21 protein-coding genes are annotated in these 19,837 nt (G+C 60.1%); 14 read left to right on the forward strand and 7 right to left on the reverse strand.

Features of this window, described 5'->3' with window-relative positions:
* Nucleotides 1-32: 32 nt before the first annotated feature.
* Genes FHT29_RS08810 through deoA form a run of 7 tightly spaced genes read left to right on the forward strand, consistent with a single transcriptional unit; the run spans nt 33 to nt 6,918 of the window.
* Complete coding sequence (locus FHT29_RS08810; RefSeq protein WP_047560007.1) at nt 33-1,544, forward strand: ABC transporter ATP-binding protein; 1,512 nt, start codon at nt 33-35, stop codon at nt 1,542-1,544.
* A gap of 7 nt (nt 1,545-1,551) precedes the next feature.
* Nucleotides 1,552-2,655 carry an ABC transporter permease gene (locus tag FHT29_RS08815; RefSeq protein ID WP_037200380.1) on the forward strand — a complete coding sequence of 368 codons (1,104 nt, stop codon included), beginning with the start codon at nt 1,552-1,554 and terminating at the stop codon, nt 2,653-2,655.
* A gap of 10 nt (nt 2,656-2,665) precedes the next feature.
* On the forward strand, nt 2,666-3,637 hold the full coding sequence (locus FHT29_RS08820) for an ABC transporter permease (protein ID WP_037200398.1): 972 nt from the start codon (nt 2,666-2,668) through the stop codon (nt 3,635-3,637).
* A gap of 3 nt (nt 3,638-3,640) precedes the next feature.
* On the forward strand, nt 3,641-4,033 hold the full coding sequence (locus tag FHT29_RS08825) for a cytidine deaminase (RefSeq protein ID WP_047560011.1): 393 nt from the start codon (nt 3,641-3,643) through the stop codon (nt 4,031-4,033).
* The gene (locus FHT29_RS08830; protein ID WP_047560013.1) at nt 4,030-4,836 is read left to right on the forward strand and encodes a purine-nucleoside phosphorylase; all 807 of its coding nucleotides are present in this window, start codon (nt 4,030-4,032) and stop codon (nt 4,834-4,836) included. Before FHT29_RS08825 ends, FHT29_RS08830 begins: the two co-directional genes overlap by 4 nt.
* A complete protein-coding gene (gene deoC, locus FHT29_RS08835) occupies nt 4,833-5,606 on the forward strand; it encodes a deoxyribose-phosphate aldolase (protein WP_168599589.1) in 774 nt (257 codons plus the stop codon). The genes FHT29_RS08830 and deoC overlap by 4 nt, the downstream gene beginning before the upstream one ends.
* Nucleotides 5,607-5,610: 4 nt before the next feature.
* Nucleotides 5,611-6,918, forward strand: coding sequence for a thymidine phosphorylase (gene deoA / locus FHT29_RS08840; RefSeq protein ID WP_168599590.1), 1,308 nt, complete (start codon nt 5,611-5,613; stop codon nt 6,916-6,918).
* Nucleotides 6,919-6,972: 54 nt separating this feature from the next.
* Here deoA and FHT29_RS08845 read toward each other — a convergent pair whose 3' ends face one another.
* The 7 genes from FHT29_RS08845 to FHT29_RS08875 form a co-directional block, all read right to left on the reverse strand.
* A complete protein-coding gene (locus FHT29_RS08845; protein ID WP_047560084.1) occupies nt 6,973-7,494 on the reverse strand; it encodes a TIGR02281 family clan AA aspartic protease in 522 nt (173 codons plus the stop codon).
* A gap of 125 nt (nt 7,495-7,619) precedes the next feature.
* A complete protein-coding gene (gene upp / locus FHT29_RS08850; protein WP_037200387.1) occupies nt 7,620-8,249 on the reverse strand; it encodes a uracil phosphoribosyltransferase in 630 nt (209 codons plus the stop codon).
* Between the two features lie 122 nt (nt 8,250-8,371).
* A complete protein-coding gene (locus FHT29_RS08855) occupies nt 8,372-9,340 on the reverse strand; it encodes an adenosine deaminase (RefSeq protein WP_047560022.1) in 969 nt (322 codons plus the stop codon).
* Nucleotides 9,337-10,557 carry a phosphopentomutase gene (locus FHT29_RS08860; RefSeq protein WP_037200390.1) on the reverse strand — a complete coding sequence of 407 codons (1,221 nt, stop codon included), beginning with the start codon at nt 10,555-10,557 and terminating at the stop codon, nt 9,337-9,339. Before FHT29_RS08860 ends, FHT29_RS08855 begins: the two co-directional genes overlap by 4 nt.
* A gap of 134 nt (nt 10,558-10,691) precedes the next feature.
* Nucleotides 10,692-11,264, reverse strand: a complete 573-nt coding sequence (locus FHT29_RS08865; RefSeq protein ID WP_052212516.1) for a TadE/TadG family type IV pilus assembly protein — start codon at nt 11,262-11,264, stop codon at nt 10,692-10,694.
* Between the two features lie 14 nt (nt 11,265-11,278).
* Nucleotides 11,279-11,899 (reverse strand): TadE/TadG family type IV pilus assembly protein, encoded by a 621-nt coding sequence (locus FHT29_RS08870; RefSeq protein WP_037200391.1) that lies wholly within the window; start codon nt 11,897-11,899, stop codon nt 11,279-11,281.
* Nucleotides 11,900-12,057: 158 nt separating this feature from the next.
* Nucleotides 12,058-12,480 (reverse strand): pilus assembly protein N-terminal domain-containing protein, encoded by a 423-nt coding sequence (locus FHT29_RS08875; RefSeq protein ID WP_037200393.1) that lies wholly within the window; start codon nt 12,478-12,480, stop codon nt 12,058-12,060.
* Between the two features lie 406 nt (nt 12,481-12,886).
* Between FHT29_RS08875 and FHT29_RS08880 the strand changes: the two genes are divergently transcribed.
* From FHT29_RS08880 to FHT29_RS08910, 7 genes are all read left to right on the forward strand, one after another.
* Nucleotides 12,887-13,078 (forward strand): Flp family type IVb pilin, encoded by a 192-nt coding sequence (locus FHT29_RS08880; RefSeq protein WP_037200394.1) that lies wholly within the window; start codon nt 12,887-12,889, stop codon nt 13,076-13,078.
* Nucleotides 13,079-13,166: 88 nt separating this feature from the next.
* Nucleotides 13,167-13,679 carry a prepilin peptidase gene (locus tag FHT29_RS08885; protein ID WP_037200396.1) on the forward strand — a complete coding sequence of 171 codons (513 nt, stop codon included), beginning with the start codon at nt 13,167-13,169 and terminating at the stop codon, nt 13,677-13,679.
* A gap of 164 nt (nt 13,680-13,843) precedes the next feature.
* A complete protein-coding gene (cpaB, locus tag FHT29_RS08890) occupies nt 13,844-14,656 on the forward strand; it encodes a Flp pilus assembly protein CpaB (RefSeq protein ID WP_047560088.1) in 813 nt (270 codons plus the stop codon).
* Nucleotides 14,657-14,670: 14 nt separating this feature from the next.
* Entirely contained in the window at nt 14,671-16,176 is a 1,506-nt protein-coding gene (locus FHT29_RS08895; RefSeq protein WP_047560025.1) for a type II and III secretion system protein family protein, read from the forward strand.
* Nucleotides 16,177-16,231: 55 nt separating this feature from the next.
* The gene (locus tag FHT29_RS08900; protein WP_047560027.1) at nt 16,232-16,966 is read left to right on the forward strand and encodes a CpaD family pilus assembly lipoprotein; all 735 of its coding nucleotides are present in this window, start codon (nt 16,232-16,234) and stop codon (nt 16,964-16,966) included.
* Between the two features lie 31 nt (nt 16,967-16,997).
* Complete coding sequence (locus tag FHT29_RS08905) at nt 16,998-18,269, forward strand: hypothetical protein (protein WP_037200994.1); 1,272 nt, start codon at nt 16,998-17,000, stop codon at nt 18,267-18,269.
* An 81-nt stretch (nt 18,270-18,350) separates the two neighbouring features.
* Nucleotides 18,351-19,835 (forward strand): CpaF family protein, encoded by a 1,485-nt coding sequence (locus FHT29_RS08910; protein ID WP_037200992.1) that lies wholly within the window; start codon nt 18,351-18,353, stop codon nt 19,833-19,835.
* The last annotated feature ends 2 nt before the right edge of the window (nt 19,836-19,837 follow it).

Genomic DNA, 19,837 nt, shown 5'->3' on the forward strand with positions numbered 1-19,837 from the left:
TATCCGGAATCTGGTTTCTGGAGCCCCCTATAGTGAGCCAAACACCTGCCATCGAGCTCGTGGGCATCGACAAAAAATTCGGTGCTGTCCACGCCAATAAAGATATCAACCTGACCGTCGCCAAAGGCTCGATCCACGGGATCATCGGCGAAAACGGTGCCGGGAAATCGACGCTCATGTCGATCATCTACGGATTCTATCACGCCGACAGCGGCGAGATCCGCATCAACGGCAATCCCATCGCCATCCGTGATAGCCAGGCGGCAATCGCCGCCGGCATCGGCATGGTGCACCAGCATTTCATGCTGGTCGATAATTTCACCGTGCTCGAAAACGTGATGTTGGGTGCCGAAGGCGGCGCGTTGCTCGCCAAGGGCGTCGCAGCCGCGCGCGCCGAGCTTAGTCGTCTGGAGAAGGATTACGGCCTGGAGGTCGATCCGGACACATTGATCGAGGAGCTTCCCGTCGGCCAGCAGCAGCGCGTCGAGATCCTGAAGGCAATGTTTCGCGGCGCCGAGATCCTCATCCTCGATGAGCCCACAGGCGTTCTGACGCCAGCCGAGGCCGACAATCTGTTCCGTATTCTCCGCGTGCTGCGCGATCAGGGCAAGACGATCATCCTGATCACTCACAAGCTGCGCGAAATCATGGCGATCACCGACACGGTATCGGTGATGCGCCGCGGCGAGATGGTCGCCACCCGCAAGACGGCGGAAACCACGGTGGAGGAACTCGCGGAGCTGATGGTCGGCCGCCGCGTGTTGTTGCGCGTCGAGAAGGGTGCTTCCAATCCCGGCGACGTCCTGCTGTCGGTACGCAATCTGACGGTCAAGGATGGGCGCGGCGTCACCATGGTCGACAACGTCTCCTTCGATGTCCGTGCGGGAGAAATCGTCGGGATCGCCGGCGTGGCCGGAAACGGCCAGTCCGAATTGCTGGAGGCGATCGCCGGCATCCGCAAGCCGGCCTCAGGCGAGATCCATCTGCACGGCAAGCCGATCGGCATGGCCGATCCTGCCGCCCTGCGCGACCTGGGCCTTGCCCATATCCCCGAGGACCGCCATCACATGGGCCTCGTCCTCAAGTTCGAGGAATACGAGAACTCGATGCTCGGCTATCACCGCGACGTCAAATACGGCCGGGGCGGAATGCTCGATCTCGAAGCCATGCGCAAGGATGCCGTCGAGAAGATCGAGAAATACGATATCCGCCCGCCGAATGCGCGGCTGAAGACCGCCAACTTCTCCGGCGGCAACCAGCAGAAGATCGTTGTCGCCCGCGAGATCGAGCGCGATCCGAAAGCGCTGCTGATCGGCCAGCCGACGCGCGGCGTCGACATCGGCGCCATCGAGTTCATCCATCGGCGCATCATCGAGATGCGTGATGCCGGCAAGGCGATCCTGCTGGTTTCGGTGGAGCTGGATGAAATCCGCGCGCTGTCGGACCGCATCCTCGTCATGTTCGCCGGGCATATCGTCGGTGAAAAAACGGCTGAGGCCGGTGAACAAACGCTCGGCCTGATGATGGCCGGCATTGCGGCATGAGGCCTTGATGAGTACTGCTTCCGTTCCACTTCCAAATTGGATCAATTACGGCCTGATCCCCATCCTCAACCTGATCGTTGCTTTTCTGATTTCCGGCCTCGTGGTCTGGTTCATCGGCGAGAGCCCGCTCGATGCCCTTGTGCTGCTGCTGCAGGGTGCTCTCGGCAGCGGTGAGGGTATCGGCTTTACTCTGTACTATGCCACCAGCTTCATCTTCACAGGCCTTTCCGTCGCCGTCGCCATCCATGCCGGTCTGTTCAACATCGGCTCCGAAGGCCAGGCTTATGTCGGTGGTCTCGGTTGCGCCCTGGTGGCGCTGGCGCTGGACAGATACGTGCCCTGGTATGTGACGATGCCCTTCGCGGTGATCGGCGCGGCCATCTTCGGCGCGCTCTGGGCTCTCATTCCCGCCTGGCTGCAAGCCAAGCGCGGCAGCCACGTCGTCATCACCACCATCATGTTCAACTTCATCGCCTCGGCGATGATGAATTTCATCCTGGTGCATGTGTTGATCGTGCCAGGCAAGATGGCACCGGAAACCCGCACCTTTCTCGAGGGCGGCCAACTTCCGAAGCTCGATTGGCTGATGGGCATCTTCGGCTCGACCATCGGGGCAGCGCCGCTCAACGTGTCCTTTCTCATCGCGCTGGTCATGTGTTTTCTCGTCTGGGTTCTCGTCTGGCGCACCAAGCTCGGCTATGAAATGCGCACGCTCGGCCTCAGCCCGACCGCCGCCGTCTATGCCGGCATTCCCTATGCGCGCACGGTCGTCATCGCCATGCTGATATCAGGCGGTCTCGCCGGTATGATGGCACTTAATCCGGTCATGGGAGCCTCCGCGCGCCTGCAGGTGGAGTTCGTGCTCGGCGCCGGTTTCGTCGGTATCGCCGTGTCGCTGATGGGACGCAACCATCCGTTCGGCATCATTCTGGCGGCGATCCTGTTCGGTATTCTCTACCAGGGCGGCGACGCGCTCTCTTTTGATATGCCGAACATCACGCGTGACATGATCGTTGTGATCCAGGGCCTCGTCATCCTGTTCGCCGGCGCCCTGGAATATATGTTCCGACCTGCGCTTGCGCGCATCTATCAAAAATTCGCCAGGGCGTGAGGATCGGATGATGGACTATTATGATCTTCTCATCAGCATACTTGGCTCGACCATCCGCCTGTCGATTCCGCTGATCTTTACCGCGCTTGCGGGCCTGTTTTCCGAGCGTGCCGGCATTTTCGACATCGGCCTCGAAGGCAAGATGCTGGCATCGGCCTTCGCTGCGGCCTGTGTCGCCTCCGTCACCGGTTCGGCCTGGGCCGGGCTTGGCGCCGGCATTGCGATATCGGTCGTCCTCGGCCTGCTTCATGGCTTCGCCTCGATCACCAATCGCGGCAACCAGATCGTCTCCGGCGTCGCCATCAACTTCCTGACCGCCGGCTTGACCATTGTGCTCGGACAGGCCTGGTTCGGCCAGGGCGGCCGCACGCCGACGCTGCCGGGCTCGGCGCGCTTCGCCTCGATCACGCTGCCCGGCGTCGATGCCATGCGTGACGTGCCGTTCATTGGGCCGCTCTATGCCAACGTCATTTCCGGCAACAATATCCTCACCTATCTCGCCTTCCTCGCCGTGCCGATTTCCTGGTGGATCCTCTATCGCACCCGGTTCGGCCTGCGGCTGCGTGCCGTCGGGGAAAATCCGGGTGCCGTCGATACGGCCGGTATCTCCGTCGAGTGGCTGCGCTATCGTTCGCTGATCGTCGCCGGCATTCTCTGCGGCTTCTCCGGCACCTATCTTGCCATCGCCCAGTCCGCCGCCTTCATCAACAACATGTCGGCGGGCAAGGGCTATATTGCACTTGCGGCGCTGATCTTCGCCAAGTGGAAGCCGGTGCCGGTCATGTTCACTTGCCTTCTGTTCGGCTTCCTCGATGCCTTCGCCAATTTCATGCAGGGCAAGGCGGTTCCGGGTATCGGCGAAGTGCCGGTACAGATTTTCCAGGCGCTGCCCTATATCCTCACCTGCATCCTGCTCGCAGGCTTTATCGGTGTCGCCAAGCCTCCCAAGGCCGGTGGCGTGCCCTATACCAAGGAGCGCTAGTCCATGTCGCATGATCTGTTCGAGGCCGCCCGCGGGGCGATGGCTTTCGCCCATGCTCCCTATTCGAAATTTCCCGTTGGAGCGGCTATCCGCGCCGAGGACGGCAAGATCTATACCGGCGCCAATGTCGAGAACCTGTCCTTCCCGCAGGGCTGGTGCGCTGAACCCACAGCGATCAGCCACATGATCATGGGTGGCGCCAAGAAGATCGTCGAGATGGCCGTGATTGCGGAAAAGCTGCCGCTCTGCCCGCCCTGCGGCGGCTGTCGGCAGAAGATCGCCGAATTCGCCAGCAAGGAGACACGCATCTACCTTTGCGACGAGGCCGGCGTGAAGAAGACCATGACCATGGACGAGATGCTGCCCTTCAGCTTTGAAACCGAGATGCTGGGATGAGCGCCGCCGTCGAAATCCTCACCAAAAAGCTCGGCGATCTGAAGCCGCGCTACGGCGTCGTTTTGGGCTCCGGCCTCGGCTCTCTCGTCGATGAGGTTGGCGATGCCGTGCGCATTCCCTATGCCGATCTGCCTGGTTTCCCCGTCAGCGCCGTTTCCGGTCATGCCGGTACTTTGGTCGCGGGCCAGCTCGGCGACGTGCCTGTTATCATACTGTCCGGCCGCGTGCACTACTACGAAAAGGGCGACGCCAACGCCATGCGCGTGCCGATCGAGACGCTGAAGGCGCTCGGCGTCGAGACGCTGATTCTCACCAACTCGGCCGGATCGTTGCGGGAGGAGATGGCACCCGGATCGGTGATGCAGATCACCGATCACATCAACTATTCCGGCATGAACCCGCTGATCGGCGAAGAAAGCGACAAGCGCTTCGTCGGCATGACCAGCGCCTATGATACCGACCTGATCATGCGCATGCGCAAGGCGGCGGAAAAGGCCGAGATCAAGCTGTCGCACGGCGTCTATATGTGGTTTTCCGGACCGAGTTTCGAAACGCCGGCGGAGATCCGCATGGCGCGCATCCTCGGTGCCGATGCCGTGGGCATGTCGACCGTGCCGGAAGTCATTCTGGCACGTCTTTTCGGCCTGAGGGTTGCCGCTGCCTCAGTCATCACTAACTATGGTGCTGGCATGACCGGCGGCGAACTCTCGCATGACGAGACCAAGGACATGGCTCCGGTCGGCGGCGCCCGTCTCGCCGCCATCTTGAAAGAAATGATTGCCGACGGAGGAGATCCCCAATGACGAGCCATTCCCTCAGAGAAACGGCGGCCGTTGCGCTTTCCCTTCTCGATCTCACCAATCTCAAGGATGATTGCACGCCCGCCCAGATCGAGACGCTCTGTGCCCGCGCACAATCCCCCTATGGCAATACCGCCGCGATCTGCATCTGGCCGCGCTTCGTCGCTCAGGCCCGCAGCATTCTCGGAACCGACCATGTCGTGAAGATCGCGACTGTCGTGAACTTCCCGGCCGGCGACATGGAGGTGGCCGACGTATCAGCCGAGGCCCGCGAAGCCATTGCCGACGGCGCCGACGAGATCGATGTGGTCATTCCCTATCAGGCATTTCTGGCCGGCAATGAACAGGCCATCACCGACATGGTGGCTGCCGTCAAGGCCGAGTGCAAGGGGCCAGTCATCTTGAAGACCATTCTCGAAACCGGCGAATTGAAGGACGCCGCGCTGATCCGGCGCGCCTCCGAACTCGCCATCGACGCCGGCTCGGATTTCATCAAGACCTCAACCGGCAAGGTTCCCGTCAATGCGACGCTCGAAGCGGCGGACATCATGCTGCGGGCGATCCGCGCCAGCGGCCGCAAGGTCGGCTTCAAGCCGGCCGGCGGCATCGGCTCCGTCGCCGACGCGGCGCTTTACCTAAGCCTTGCCGAGACCATCATGGCGCCCGACTGGGCCATGCCATCGACCTTCCGTTTCGGTGCGTCGAGCCTGCTTGACGATATCCTGAACGTATTGGCCGGCGGAGAGTCGAAGACGGCCTCCTCAGGCTATTGAACTCATGATCCCGCAGGAAATCATCCGGCTGAAGCGTAACGGCGCCGCGCTGTCGGCTGCCGATATCGACGATTTCATCGGTGCATTGGCGCTTGGCGAACTGGCGGAAAGCCAGATCGGCGCTTTTGCCATGGCCGTGTGGTTTCGCGGAATGACGCGCGATGAGACCGTGGCCTTGACGCTCGCCATGGCCCGCTCCGGTGATACGCTCTCCTGGTCCGGCATCGGCAGGCCGATCGCCGACAAGCATTCGACTGGCGGCGTCGGCGACAACGTCTCGCTGATGCTGGCCCCCATTGCCGCCGCATGCGGCCTCGCCGTGCCCATGATCTCCGGTCGCGGCCTCGGCCACACCGGCGGCACGCTCGACAAGCTGGAATCCATTCCCGGCTACGGGATCACCCCGGATGCGGCGCGCTTTCGCAAGGTGGTGGACGAGGTGGGCTGCGCCATCATCGGCCAGACCGGCGCTTTGGCACCCGCCGACGGCAAGCTCTATGCGGTGCGTGATGTCACCGCAACCGTCGACTCCGTACCCTTGATCACCGCTTCGATCCTGTCGAAGAAACTGGCGGCGGGGCTGGAAACCTTGGTGCTTGACGTCAAGATCGGCAATGGGGCCTTCATGACCTCGCAGGAGGAGGCGGAGACACTGGCGCGCGCGCTGGTGGATGTCGCCAAGGGCGCCGGCGTGAAAACCTCCGCCCTGATCACCGATATGAATGAGCCACTGGCCGATGCCGCCGGCAATGTGGTCGAGCTTCGCAACTGCCTGGATTTCCTGAAGGGCAACAAGGCGGGCACGCGGCTTGAAACGATCGTGCTGGCCTTCGCTGTGGAGATGTTGGTTCAGTCCGGCATTGCTGCGGACAGCACCGAGGCGGAGGGCAGGGCGCGAGACGCCATTGCTTCCGGGAGGGCGGCTGACGTGTTCGGCCGCATGGTGCATGGTCTCGGCGGTCCGGTCGATCTGCTTGAGAATCCCGATCGGTATCTGACAGCCGCGCCGGTGCAAAAGCCCGTTCTTGCCTCCTCCGATGGATGGCTCGGCACCTGCGATGCCCGCGCGATCGGCATGAGCGTGATCGATCTGGGCGGCGGACGACGTCATCCGCAGGACAAGATCGATCATCGCGTTGGCTTCAGCGATATCCTGCCGCTCGGCACCAGGGTCAGCAAAGGCGGCCGCATCGCAACCGTTCACGCCGCCGATGAGGTAACTGCGGAAAAGGCCACGGCCGATCTGGCTGCCAACTATCGCATCGTTGAGACTGCGCCTATCTTGCCGCCCGTTATCGTCACCAGGATATGACGTCAAAACAATAGAGTGGAGCGGTTGAGCGATTCTGCGAAACGCTTGGCCGCCCTATTGCGTCAGGCGCAATGTGCTGTTCTGGACGCCATAGGAATTCAGCCTTTTCAGGAAGCTCATGCCGATCAGCGTCGTGGATAACGCGCTGTCCTTCGCCACGATGGCGTCGATATCGCGGACCCTGATCCCGCCGATCTCCAGGCGCCCGAGCTTGACGAGAGCTACCTTGGAAGTGCCGTTTGCGGTTTGCATCGGATAACGATAGTCCAGATCGACGCTGCTGAAGCCGATGCTGCGTGCTGTGCTTTCGTTGATCGCGACATAGGTTGCACCGGTATCGATCATCCCATGCACCGGTCGGCCGTTAAGGTTGAAATCGCCCTGATAGTGGCCGCTCGCATCGGCGTGCAGCAATACGGTGCCATAGAGGCTGGGCGGTTCGGCCTTCTGCGGCGGAACGGAAACGGTTTCCACCGGCGCGGGCTTTTCTCTGTTTGCGATCCCGGTCAAGAGCGGTGGCACCTGGGTGGCCGCAACGGCGATGATGCCGGCAAAGACAAGAACGCGAACAAGCATCAGCGAGGCCCCTCCTGCGGGCATCGCCATATGTAAGTCAACTTTACTGAAGGGCCGCTAAGGCAATCAATAAAAAGCCCGGCAGTTGGACACCACCGGGTAAAAAGCAAATATAACGGCGAAATCTACTTCGTGCCGTACATACGGTCGCCGGCATCGCCGAGGCCGGGCACGATATAGCCCTTCTCGTTCAGATGGCTGTCGATCGCGGCGGTGAAGACCGGCACGTCCGGATGCGCGTTGCGGAAATTGGCAATGCCTTCGGGAGCGGCCAGCAGGCAGAGGAAGCGGATATTGTGGGCACCACGTTCCTTCAGCTTGTCGATCGCCGCAATCGAGGAATTGCCGGTCGCCAGCATCGGGTCGACGACGATGATCAGGCGCTCGGCGATATCCTCCGGTGCCTTGAAGTAATATTCGACGGGCTGCAGCGTCTCGTGATCGCGGTAGACGCCGATATGCGAGACACGGGCCGAGGGTACGAGGTCGAGCATGCCTTCCAGCAGGCCGTTGCCGGCGCGCAGGATCGAAGCGAAGACCAGCTTCTTGCCTTCGAGGATCGGCGCGTCCATCGGCTGAAGCGGCGTTTCGATCGTCTCGATGGTCAATTCCAGGTCGCGCGTCACTTCGTAACAAAGCAGCGTCGAGATCTCGCGCAGCAGTCGGCGGAAGCTCCCTGTCGACGTCTCCTTCTTGCGCATGATTGTGAGCTTGTGTTGCACAAGCGGGTGATCGATGACAGTGACGCCGTCCATGGTTTCAGCCTTCCAGTAATTCCGCGATATGAGATGTTTCTTTCACGGAAATCGTCTCTGGTGCAAGAAAATAGGCCGCTTTGGGAAATTTCATCCCCAGTCTGCGGCCTGGAATCCAGCCTTTACAGCCTCGCCAGCAACGCCGCCCGGGTCGCCTCGTCCACGAAGGCAGCTTCGATTGCCGTGCGGGTCATGGCGTCGATCTCGTGGTCGCTGAAGCCGAAGGCGGTTGACGCCAGTTCGTATTCACGCTTGAGCGACGTATGGAAGAAGGGCGGATCGTCGGAGTTGATCGTCACCCGCACGCCGGCCTCGCGCAGCTTGCGCAGTGGATGCGATGGGAAATCCGGGAAGACATTGAGTGCGACGTTGGAGCCCGGGCAGACCTCCAGCACCGTGCCGAGATCGGCGAGGCGCTTGACGAGGTCTGCATCCTCGACGGCGCGCACGCCATGGCCGATCCGATCGGGGCGGACCAGCTCGACGGCATCGGCAACGCTGAAGGCGCCGCAGACTTCGCCGGCATGGATGGTGATGCCGAGACCGGCCTCGCGGGCGATGTCGAAGGCGCGGGCGTAATCGGCGACGCGGCCCATACGTTCTTCGCCCGCCATGTTGAAACCTGATATCAGCGGATTGTCGCTCCTGGCCGCATATTCGGCCGCCTTCACCACCCGATCCGGGCCGAAGTGGCGTTCGCCTGTTACGATCAGCCGGGCCTCGATGCCGGTCTTTGCCTTGGCGGCCCGAATACCAGCAGAAACCCCGGCCATATAGGCGTCGGCGCCGAGGCCGATGCGGTCCCCATGATCGGGCGAGACGATGAGCTCGCTATAGATGGTGCCGATGCCGGCAAGCTCTTCCAGATAGGTTTCCGTCAGCAGCGCATAATCTTCCTCTGTGCGGTAGACCTCGGAAACCTTGTCGTAGCAGACGAGGAATTCGGCGAAATCCTTCCAGAGATAGATGCCATCCTTGAGGAAAGCGCTGGTGTCGACGCCGTATTTCCGTGCCTGCGCGAGCGTCAGCGCCGGCGGAGCCGCGCCTTCCAGATGGCAATGCAACTCCACCTTCTTCAAATGCGATGTCAAAGGAAACTCCTTCCATGCGGTCCTGCCGCAACGCCCAGATGTTGTGCGATCGTCTCGCCGATGTCGGCATAGGTTTGGCGGATGCCGATGGAGCGCGAGCGGATTCCCGGTCCATAGGCGATGACCGGTACGCGCTCGCGCGTGTGATCCGTGCCGCGCCAAGTCGGGTCGCAACCGTGATCGGCGGTCAGTATGACGAGATCGCCTGCCTTCATTTTCTTAAGCACTTCCGGCAGCCGCGCGTCGAAGGCCTCGAGCGCCGCAGCATAGCCCGGCACATCGCGGCGATGGCCGTAGACCATGTCGAAATCGACGAAATTGGTGAAGACCAGATCGCCGTCGGCAGCTTCGTCCATGGCCTTCAGCGTGGCATCCATCAAAGCCATGTTGCCATTGGCCTTGATGACTTTGGAAACGCCCTGATGGGCGAAGATATCGCCGATCTTGCCCACCGCATGCACGGTGCGTTCGGCCTTGACGAGGCGGTCGAGCAGGGTCGGTTCCGGCGGCAGCACGGAGAAGTCGCGGCGGTTTCCGGTCCGCTCGAATGTTGCCGCCGTCTCGCCGACGAAGGGGCGGGCAATGACGCGGCCGATATTATAGGGATCGAGCAGGGTGCGCACGATCTTGCAGAGGCCGATCAGCCGATCCAGCCCGAAATGCTGCTCATGTGCGGCGATCTGGAAGACGGAATCGGACGAGGTGTAGCAGATCGGCTTGCCACTGCGAATATGCTCTTCCCCGAGCCTGGCGATGATATCCGTGCCGGACGCATGGCAATTGCCGAGAATACCGGGCAGATCGGCCGCCTCGCAGATGGCTTTCACCAGCTCCGGCGGAAAGGCGTCGCCCTCGACCGGAAAGTAACCCCAATCGAACATAACAGGCGTTCCGGCGATCTCCCAATGGCCTGATGGCGTGTCCTTGCCGCGTGAAACCTCGCTGGCGCAGCCGTAGACCCCATAAAGCTTCTCAGGCTGCGGCATTCCGGCGGGATAGCTGCCTGTCGCCGCCTTGGCGATCTCCAGCAGCCCGAAGGCGGACATGGTCGGCAATACCAATGGTCCCTGGCGCAGGCCTTCGCGGTCGGCGGCACCGGCGGCACAGAATTCGGCGATATGGCCGAGCGTGTCGGCGCCCTCGTCGCCATAGCTTGCCGCATCCGGGCCGCCGCCGACGCCAAAAGAGTCCAGAACGAAGAGAAAGGCGCGCGCCATGGATCACCCGATAAAGATCATCGCCGCCCGGCGGTTCCGCCGGGTGCATTGGACGTCACCCATATAACGGAGCCACCGACTTGGCAATTTTCCGTTTCGGTTGGGAATGCCGAGCTTGGTCTTGATGATCGCGCTCAGCAGTCGCTGCAGCTGATCGACGTGCCGACGCGCTGGCGATAGTAATACTGCCGGCTTATGGTGATCTGGTTGGTGCCGCTCGGCAGGAAGTTGGCGCCGAAACTGATGAGCTGGTAAGGGATGGCAAGCTCGCTGCGGACGAGGAACGTGCTCGCCTGGTTCAGGCTGCTGGGGATCGTGACCGCGGTGCCGGCCGAATAGGGCCGCGTCCCGTCCTGTGCCCAAGACCAGGCCACCGTCGCATTTCCTGTAGCGTCGATCGCAATGCCGGTAATCTTCAATGTCAGGCCGGTCGTGACATAGGGCGCGAAAATAGCACTGGCCACGGACGGCATGGTGGCAAGCACCGACTTCGTGACGCTCGACTGCTGCGAGACGATATCCGCGATCGAGCCGGCCGAGCGGCTGGCGCGCTTCGAGAAGCTGAGGCCGACGGTAAGCTCGAAAGCGCCGAGGTAGAGCATTAGCAGCACGGGAAAGAGAATGGCGAATTCGATCGCGCCGACGCCGCGCCGGTCGCGTACAAAGCGCCGCAGGAGACCGAAGGACGTGCCCTCCTTCTCTATTATGTTCGCTTGCCCGCTCAAGGATAGTTCTCATTCTGGAAAGCAGCGGTCGCGACGATGAGGTAGGTCGTCGGCATCGAGCCGTCGGACGGCCGTATGTTGGTGAGATAGGGCCGCATGAGGTCCGTCATGATCTGCCATCGATAATAGGCGCGCACCATGTTCATGGATTTGGCGCCGCCAGGTGCGAATGCAAAGCCGGTGGTCTTGAGATCGGAATAGGGATCCGTCGACGATTGGCGCGGAACTGTCGTCGGCATGGCTGCGAAGCTGGTGTAGTTTTCAACATCGAGATAGAGGCTCGATGGCGTCGTCGCTTCCGATGACGAGCAGGTGATCAGCACCGAGATCTCATTGCAGAAGGCCTGGCGGAATTGCTGCTGAGTTGTATTGCTTGCGGTGATTTGTCCGGTTCTGATCTGGCGCGACAGGGTGTCGACGGCATTGGAAATGACCTGCTCGGCGGTGAAGGCGACGAAGGTCTCCAGGATCGCGAAGACGATCAGGAAATAGGGAATGGCAAGCAAAGCGAATTCGATCGCCGCGGTTCCGTCGCGAGAGCGCACGAATTCGCGCAAACGACCTCGGGCACGCCGCCGTGCTGGGCTCTTGTTTCCGAGAAGATCATCGTCTGGCATCGTTGAGTATCCGCGGCGATTTGCCTGCGGGTGAAACTAGAGATGCTTTCTTGATAATCCGTTTCTCTTCTCTCTTCATATTTAAAGGAAACCAGGATTATCGATTGGAGGGTAATTCCTAAATATTTCTTTCGAATATTTGCATCAACAAAAGCGTCTTACTGGCCAGTTGGCGCGGCTGTCGCGGTATTGCTCTGCTGGGCGTGCTGTTCGCAATTGGGTGTGCACGATAGTACGGCGCGATCGGTCTGGCGAAAGACGCGCACAGTATTGCCTTCATCGATCGAGACCAGGATCTGTTCGTCCACGATCGCATTGTCGTCAGCATCGAGCAGGATGATATTTGTGGTGCCAAAATTGCGGCCGGTCAGCACGATGGTCTTCGGATCCGCGACAGTCGCATCGGCGACCTGGGAATTTCCGACGATGACTTTGGCGACGGGACGGTCAAGCTTCAATACGCGCGCGTGATCCATATAGACGCGCAGCATGCTTTCTCCCGCAGCCTGGGAAAGCTGTGGTGTCATGCTGGCCAGGGCGACGACGCCGGCAAGGAATGCGGTTTTGCCGCCGATTGGCATGGCTTTGCCTCTTGGAGTTGATGTCGAAAATGTTTACCGCACAGAATGAGAAAGAATGGTGAATGAACGATTAAGGCGTCGCTCGATAGCGTGATTATGACGCTGGTGTCCCTCATCTGGCTTCCGTTCTTCGTTTTTCACGACAAATACGTGTCATTACGAGGCAAGTCGCATATTATTCTAATATACATGTACCTAATAATTTCTTTTAACCTAAAAGTTTTCTTTAAAAATGCTTGGAAAGACATGAATTGGAGTTAACTATTCTATTTTCGCTTTGGAATTTACACTGCGTTAACCCACTTCCTTAAAGCGATGGAAACGGCGCGCGACTAGGGTTCAACGCATCCGATCAACGGCAAACAGTTGGCGGACGTGCTGTCAACAAAGTGAGTGGAGTAAATCAATGTCCAAGCTTTTTTCGCGCTTCCTGAAGGATGAATCCGGTGCGACCGCAATCGAATACGGCCTGATCGCTGCTCTGATCTCGGTCGCCATCATTGCCGGCGCAACCACCCTGGGCAACACGCTCAGCACGACCTTCAACAACATCTCCACCCAGATGAACAAGTCTGGCACCGGTGTTGGTACCAAGTAAAATATTTGCCTTGAGGGCATAACATTTCCCGGAAGCCGCTCAATAAATGGGCGGTTTCCGATATTTATATTTACAAAGGGGATATGGCATGTTCGACGCTGCAGCGTTACTTATATTTCCGCTCTGCATGTCGATCGCGGCAATCTCCGATCTGCTGACAATGACGATCCCAAATCGTGTATCCTTGGCGCTCGCGGTCTCTTTCTTGGTATTAGCACCCGTTTTCGGACTATCAGTGACGGAAATCGGCATGCACTTTGCCAGCGCCAGCGTTGTCTTTTTTGCCTGCTTCGCACTCTTTGCGTTGAATGTCATGGGCGGCGGCGACGCGAAGCTCTTGGCTGCTGCAGCACTCTGGTTCGGTTTCGATTCTTCCCTGGTGGTATTTCTCGTCTATGTCGCGTTTATTGGCGGGGTAGTGACGGTTCTGATTGTTCTGCTCCGATCGCAAGCCAGCATCATCATGGCCATTGGTCTGCCCGTGCCAAATTCATTGATGGTCGCCAAAAAAATCCCCTACGGCATTGCGATTGCCATCGGCGGCATCCTTGCCTTTCCCTCCTCGCCGCTCTTGATTGCAGCGACCCAAGGGGCACTCTAAGCCGGAAATCGGCGAGTATAAATTAAATCATTATATGAATATTCTCTAATTTACTTCAAGTAATTATGGTTAAGTAATGGTAGATGTAATACACCATTAACCATAATTACACCAATTGCTGAGCATTCTGCGGGGCGAAGAATCCTGTTCCCCAAGGAATGACTATGAAACCCGCTCGTACAATAATACTCGCAGTGGCAGCCGTCGCGGCAGGAATGGCCGGGCTCCTTGCGATGCGTCTTGCTGGTTCGCACAATATCGTACCGCAGGTTGCGGCGGTGGTGGAAAAGGAAGCGACGATCAATGTGCTCGTTGCCAGTGCCAACCTGCCCGTCGGATCGCGCCTGAACGAGAAATCGGTCCACTGGATGGGCTGGCCGGAAAGCGGCATCGTCAAGGGCCTTATCACCGAGAGCGAGCGGCCCGACGCGCTGAAAGACCTGAACGGCGCGGTGGTCCGCCTGCCGATTTTCGAGGGCGAGCCGATCCGGGAAGAAAAGGTCGTCGATTCCAACAGCCGCATCCTTTCCTCGTTGCTGCCTTCCGGCAAACGGGCCGTCGCCACCGAGATTTCCGTCGCGACCGGCGCCGGCGGTTTCATTCTTCCGAATGACCGCGTCGATGTGATCATGGTCCGCAAGGGTGCGCAGCAGCAGCTCATAACCGAGACGGTGCTCAGCAACGTGCGTGTCTTGGCCGTCGACCAGCAGATCGAGGAGAAGCAGGACGGGAGCAAGGCTGCGGTTGGTGCGACCGCGACGCTGGAACTGACGCCGGATCAGACAAAGGTTCTGGTCGTCGCGCACCAGATGGCCGACCGGCTGACGCTGGCATTGCGCTCCGTCGCCGACGCACAGCAACCGGATACGACCTCCGCCGACTATCTGCTGGCCGGCGACAGCGGCAGCGGCCTTGTGCAAGTCATCAAGTCGGGAGCGATCGTGACCGATGGCCCAACCGGAATGAAACCACAATGAGAAGGGGCGGGATCATGTTCAAGACCAACAAGAAAGCCAGCTCTCCCCTTGCTGCAATTCTCTCGTTTTCCGTGGCTTTTGCGGGATTGCCCTTGGCGGACATCCCGGCTTTTCTGCGTATGTCCGCCGCACGTGCAGGCGGTTCCGACAGCATCGTTACGATTGCCGGCCTCGGCACGAAACGCACTTTGAAGCTTGGTCTCAACAAGGCGCTGGTCGTCGATCTGCCGGCCGACGCACATGATATTCTCGTTTCCGATCCGAAAATGGCGGATGCTGTGACACGCACATCGCGTCGCATCTATCTTTTCGGCAAGACGGTCGGCCAGACCAATATCTTCGTCTTCGGTGCTGACGGCAAGGAAATCGTCAGCCTCGACCTGCAGATCGAGCGCGACATTGCCGGCCTGCAGGACAATATCAAGCGTTTCATCCCGGACTCCGATATCAATGTCGAAATTGTTTCCGACAATATCGTCCTGACAGGCACCGTACGCACGCCGCAGGATGCGTCACGGGCTGTGCAGCTTGCCCAGGCCTTCCTGAAGGGCGGTGAAGCAACCACTCGCTTCGCGACGGCGACAGGCAGCGGCGACAACAGCTCTGTCGCTCTCTTCGCTGAAGGGCGGCAGACCTCGCAGATCGTCAACATGTTGCAAATCGAGGGCGAGGATCAGGTCACGCTCAAGGTGACCGTCGCCGAGATCAAGCGCAGCGTGCTGAAGCAGATCGGCTTCGACAATCTTGTCAGCAACTCTTCTGGCCTGACGGTGGCGCAGCTGGGCAATATTTCGCCCGACGCTACTGCGGCGGCTGGCGGCGGCGGTCTGGCCAGCCTCTTCAAAACTGCCGTCGGCAAGTACAGTATCGGCACCTATCTCAACGCGCTGGAGCAGGCGGGTGCCGTTCGTACACTGGCGGAGCCGACGCTGACTGCGATCTCCGGTCAGGCCGCGACCTTCACTTCGGGCGGTCAGACGCTGTACGCCGTCACGAACAAGGACGGGACTGTCACTGTAACCCCCTTCACCTATGGTATCAGTTTGGCCTTCACACCTGTCGTGCTGTCCGCCGGACGGATCGCCCTGCATGTGCAGACCCAGGTTTCCAATCCGGTTGGCACAGCTAACGCTGGCACGGCAACCTACAACCAGCGCGCAGCCGATACGTCGGTTGAATTGCCGTCGGGTGGATCAATCGCCTTGGCCGGTCTACTGAGCGATACCATCCAGCAGACCACCAACGGTACGCCGGGTGCCTCGAAGATTCCGATCCTCGGCGCGCTGTTCCGCCAGAAGAGCTTCCAGCGCGACGAAACCGAGCTTGTCATCATCGCGACGCCCTATCTGGTCCGCCCGGTGGCCCGCAGTCAGCTTGCTCGTCCTGACGACAATTTCTCGCCGAGCAACGATGTCAGCGGCTTCTTCATGAACCGTGTCAACAAGATTTACGGCCGCAAGGATGCGCCGCCGGTCGCCGACGCCGATTTTCACGGCACCGTTGGCTTCATCTACAAATGAGGGGACACGGAGCATGACGCGCACCTTTTCAACCGGATCAACGAGAGATCAGAAGATGGCCAGTCTCGACCGTAACGCGCCCCGCACCGGCCGGCCCCGTTTCTCCACGCTGGCCTTGATTGCCCCGGTCTTGATCTTGACGGCCGTCGCCGTCAGCGGCTGTGCCGATTCAAGGGATCGCATGACGACCAGCGCCATCAATGACGATTATCGTCAGCGCCACCCGATCGTCTTGACGGAGAAGGAACATAATATCGACATACCGGTGGCCGCCAGCGACCGCCACCTGACCACGGGCATGCGCGACACCGTCCGCGGCTTCGTTCAGGACTATAGGGCGCACGCGACCGGCACGGTCGAAATACTGTCGCCAAGGCAGTCGGTGAACACTTTGGCCGCATCGGCGCTGCGCCGGCAGATTCGCCGGGAAATGGTGGCAAATGGCATACCGTCGGGGCGTATCGTCGATACCTATTATCCAGCCGGTGGTCCTGATGACGCTGCTCCGATCCGTCTGCGCTTCGCCGCGACGACGGCAGCCACCAATGCTTGCGGCCAATGGCCCGACGATCTCTCAGACAACGCCTTCGACAACCAGAACTATTACAATTTCGGCTGCGCGACCCAGCAGAACCTGGCGGCACAGGTCGCCAACCCGACGGATCTTATCTCGCCGCGCGCCACGACGCCGATCGATACCGATCAGCGCGGCAAGATAATCGACAATTATCGCAGCGGCTCGGTCGCGACCAGCACGGCCACCGTCGGCGGGTTCAGTTCTGGAAATTGAGAGCAAGCGGTCGGCAGAACAGGATAAAGTGATGAGCGCCATCGATTACGACATTGGATCGACTGCCGCGGAGGCCGAGGAAGCCCCGCGCTCTGGCAACCTCGACAATATGCGGCCGCTGCCGCGCATTTCCGTGCATGTCTTCTGCGAAAGCGAGCAGTTGCAGCAGGTTATGGACCGATGCGTCAACGATCGCCGCATGTCCAAGGTCAACCTCCGGATCACCAGCGGCGGCACGGCCGCTGCTGCGAACATGTTTGCTTCGACGCCGACACCCAATCTGATTGTCCTCGAGACGCGCGCAAATTCGCGCAATCTGCTGGCCGAACTGGCGCCGCTCGCGGCCGTCTGCGATCCGAGCACCAAGGTGATCATTGTCGGTTACCACAATGATATCGCCCTTTACCGCGAACTGATACGCAACGGCATTTCCGAATATATCGTCCAGCCCGTTGATATGAACGATATCATGACGGCGATGGCGGGGATTTTCATCGACCCCGACGCGGAGCCGCTCGGCCGCAGCATTGCCTTCGTCGGCGCGAAGGGTGGGGTAGGCGCATCCACAATCGCGCATAATTGTGCCTTCGAAATCTCGACCCTGTTCTCGACCGAAACCATTCTTGCCGATCTCGATCTGCCGTACGGCACGGCCAACATCGATTTCGACCAGGACCCCGCTCAGGGTATTGCCGAGGCAGTCTATGCGCCGGAGCGTCTGGACGAGGTCTTCCTCGATCGCCTGCTGACCAAATGCTCGCAGCATCTGTCCTTGCTGGCCGCGCCCTCCATGCTGGATCGTGCTTATGATTTCGACGGTCAGGCATTCCTGCCCGTCCTGGATGTCCTTCAGCGCAGCGCGCCGGTCGCCGTCCTCGACGTACCCCATCAGTGGACGGAATGGACACGCTCGGTGCTTGCGGCTGTCGATGAAGTCGTCATTTGCGCTGCACCCGATCTTGCCAATCTGCGCAACACCAAGAACCTGATTGACGCGCTGCGCAAACTGCGTCCCAACGACAAGGCGCCGCATCTCATTCTCAATCAAGTCGGCATGCCGAAGCGCCCCGAGATCAACCCGGTGGAATTCTGCGCGCCATTGGAGACGGATCCGATCGCCATCATCCCGTTCGACATCAATCTGTTCGGCAATGCGGCCAATAGTGGTCGCATGATTTCGGAGACGGATCCGAAGTCGCCGGTCGCCGAGACCTTCGCGCAGATATCGCACATCGTCACCGGGCGCATCGCTGTGAAGAAGGCAAAAAGGGGCGGCCTTCTTGGTCGCCTGAAGCGGAAGTAGTTGTTTGATTTCGCATGAGTTTCGAAGGGTCGATTTCCCTCGGTGAAAATCATGCTGCAGTAATGGAGTTGGATCGAGACCATGTTTGGCAAGCGCGGAAATGAAGGTTCTGCAAAGAGCGGTGGCGGCGCACTTCCGCCGGCGCCGGCGCGCGCGCCTGCCACGACGGGCGCACTCGCGGGTCCGGCAGTGCTGGTCGAGCCGTCGCGCGACGCCGCGCAGCCGCGTCAACAGGTGGCACCGCCTTCGATGCAGACGCCCGCCCGGCGCCGACCCGCACGCACCGAGGAATATTACGACACCAAGGCGCAGGTCTTTTCCGCGCTGATCGATACGATCGACCTGTCACAGCTTTCCAAGCTCGACAATGAAGCCGCGCGCGAAGAAATCCGCGATATCGTCAACGACATCATCACCATCAAGAATTTTGCGATGTCCATTTCCGAGCAGGAGGAACTGCTCGAGGATATTTGCAACGACGTGCTTGGCTATGGCCCGCTTGAGCCACTGCTGGCACGCGATGATATCGCCGATATCATGGTCAATGGCGCAGGTCAGACTTTCATCGAAGTGGGCGGCAAGACCGTCGAATCCGAAATCCGTTTCCGCGATAATGCCCAGCTTCTTTCCATCTGCCAGCGCATCGTGAGCCAGGTCGGCCGCCGCGTCGATGAATCGAGCCCGATCTGCGACGCTCGCCTGCCCGACGGCTCGCGCGTCAACGTCATAGCGCCGCCACTGTCGATCGACGGCCCGGCGCTTACCATTCGCAAATTCAAGAAGGATAAGCTGACGCTCGACCAGCTCGTCCGCTTCGGCGCCATCACGCCGGAGGGTGCGACACTGCTGCAGATTATCGGCCGCGTACGCTGCAACGTCGTTATCTCCGGCGGCACCGGCTCGGGCAAGACGACGCTTCTGAACTGCCTGACCAATTACATCGACCGTCACGAACGCGTCATCACCTGCGAAGACACCGCAGAGTTGCAGTTGCAGCAGCCGCATGTCGTGCGTCTCGAAACCCGCCCGCCGAATATCGAGGGGGAGGGCGAGATCACCATGCGCGACCTCGTCAAGAACTGCCTGCGTATGCGCCCCGAACGCATCATCGTCGGCGAAGTGCGCGGCCCCGAGGTCTTCGATCTGCTGCAGGCAATGAATACCGGTCACGATGGCTCCATGGGCACCATCCACGCCAACACGCCGCGCGAATGCTTGAGCCGTATCGAATCGATGATCGCGATGGGCGGCTTCAGCCTGCCGGCCAAGACCGTGCGCGAAATCGTTTCCAGCTCCGTCGACGTGATCATCCAGGCCGCGCGCCTGCGCGACGGTTCGCGACGGATCACCCAGATTACCGAGGTGATCGGCATGGAGGGCGATGTGATCATTACGCAGGACCTGATGCGCTATGAGATGGACGGCGAGGACGCCAATGGCCGCATCATCGGCCGGCACGTCTCCACCGGTATCGGCAAGCCGCATTTCTGGGATCGTGCACGCTATTATAACGAGGAAAAGCGCCTGGCCGCCGCCCTCGATGAGATGGAACAAAAGTCGCAATAGGA

The sequence above is a fragment of the Rhizobium sp. SG741 genome, assembly GCF_012275435.1.
Classification (GTDB): Bacteria; Pseudomonadota; Alphaproteobacteria; order Rhizobiales; family Rhizobiaceae; genus Rhizobium; species Rhizobium lusitanum.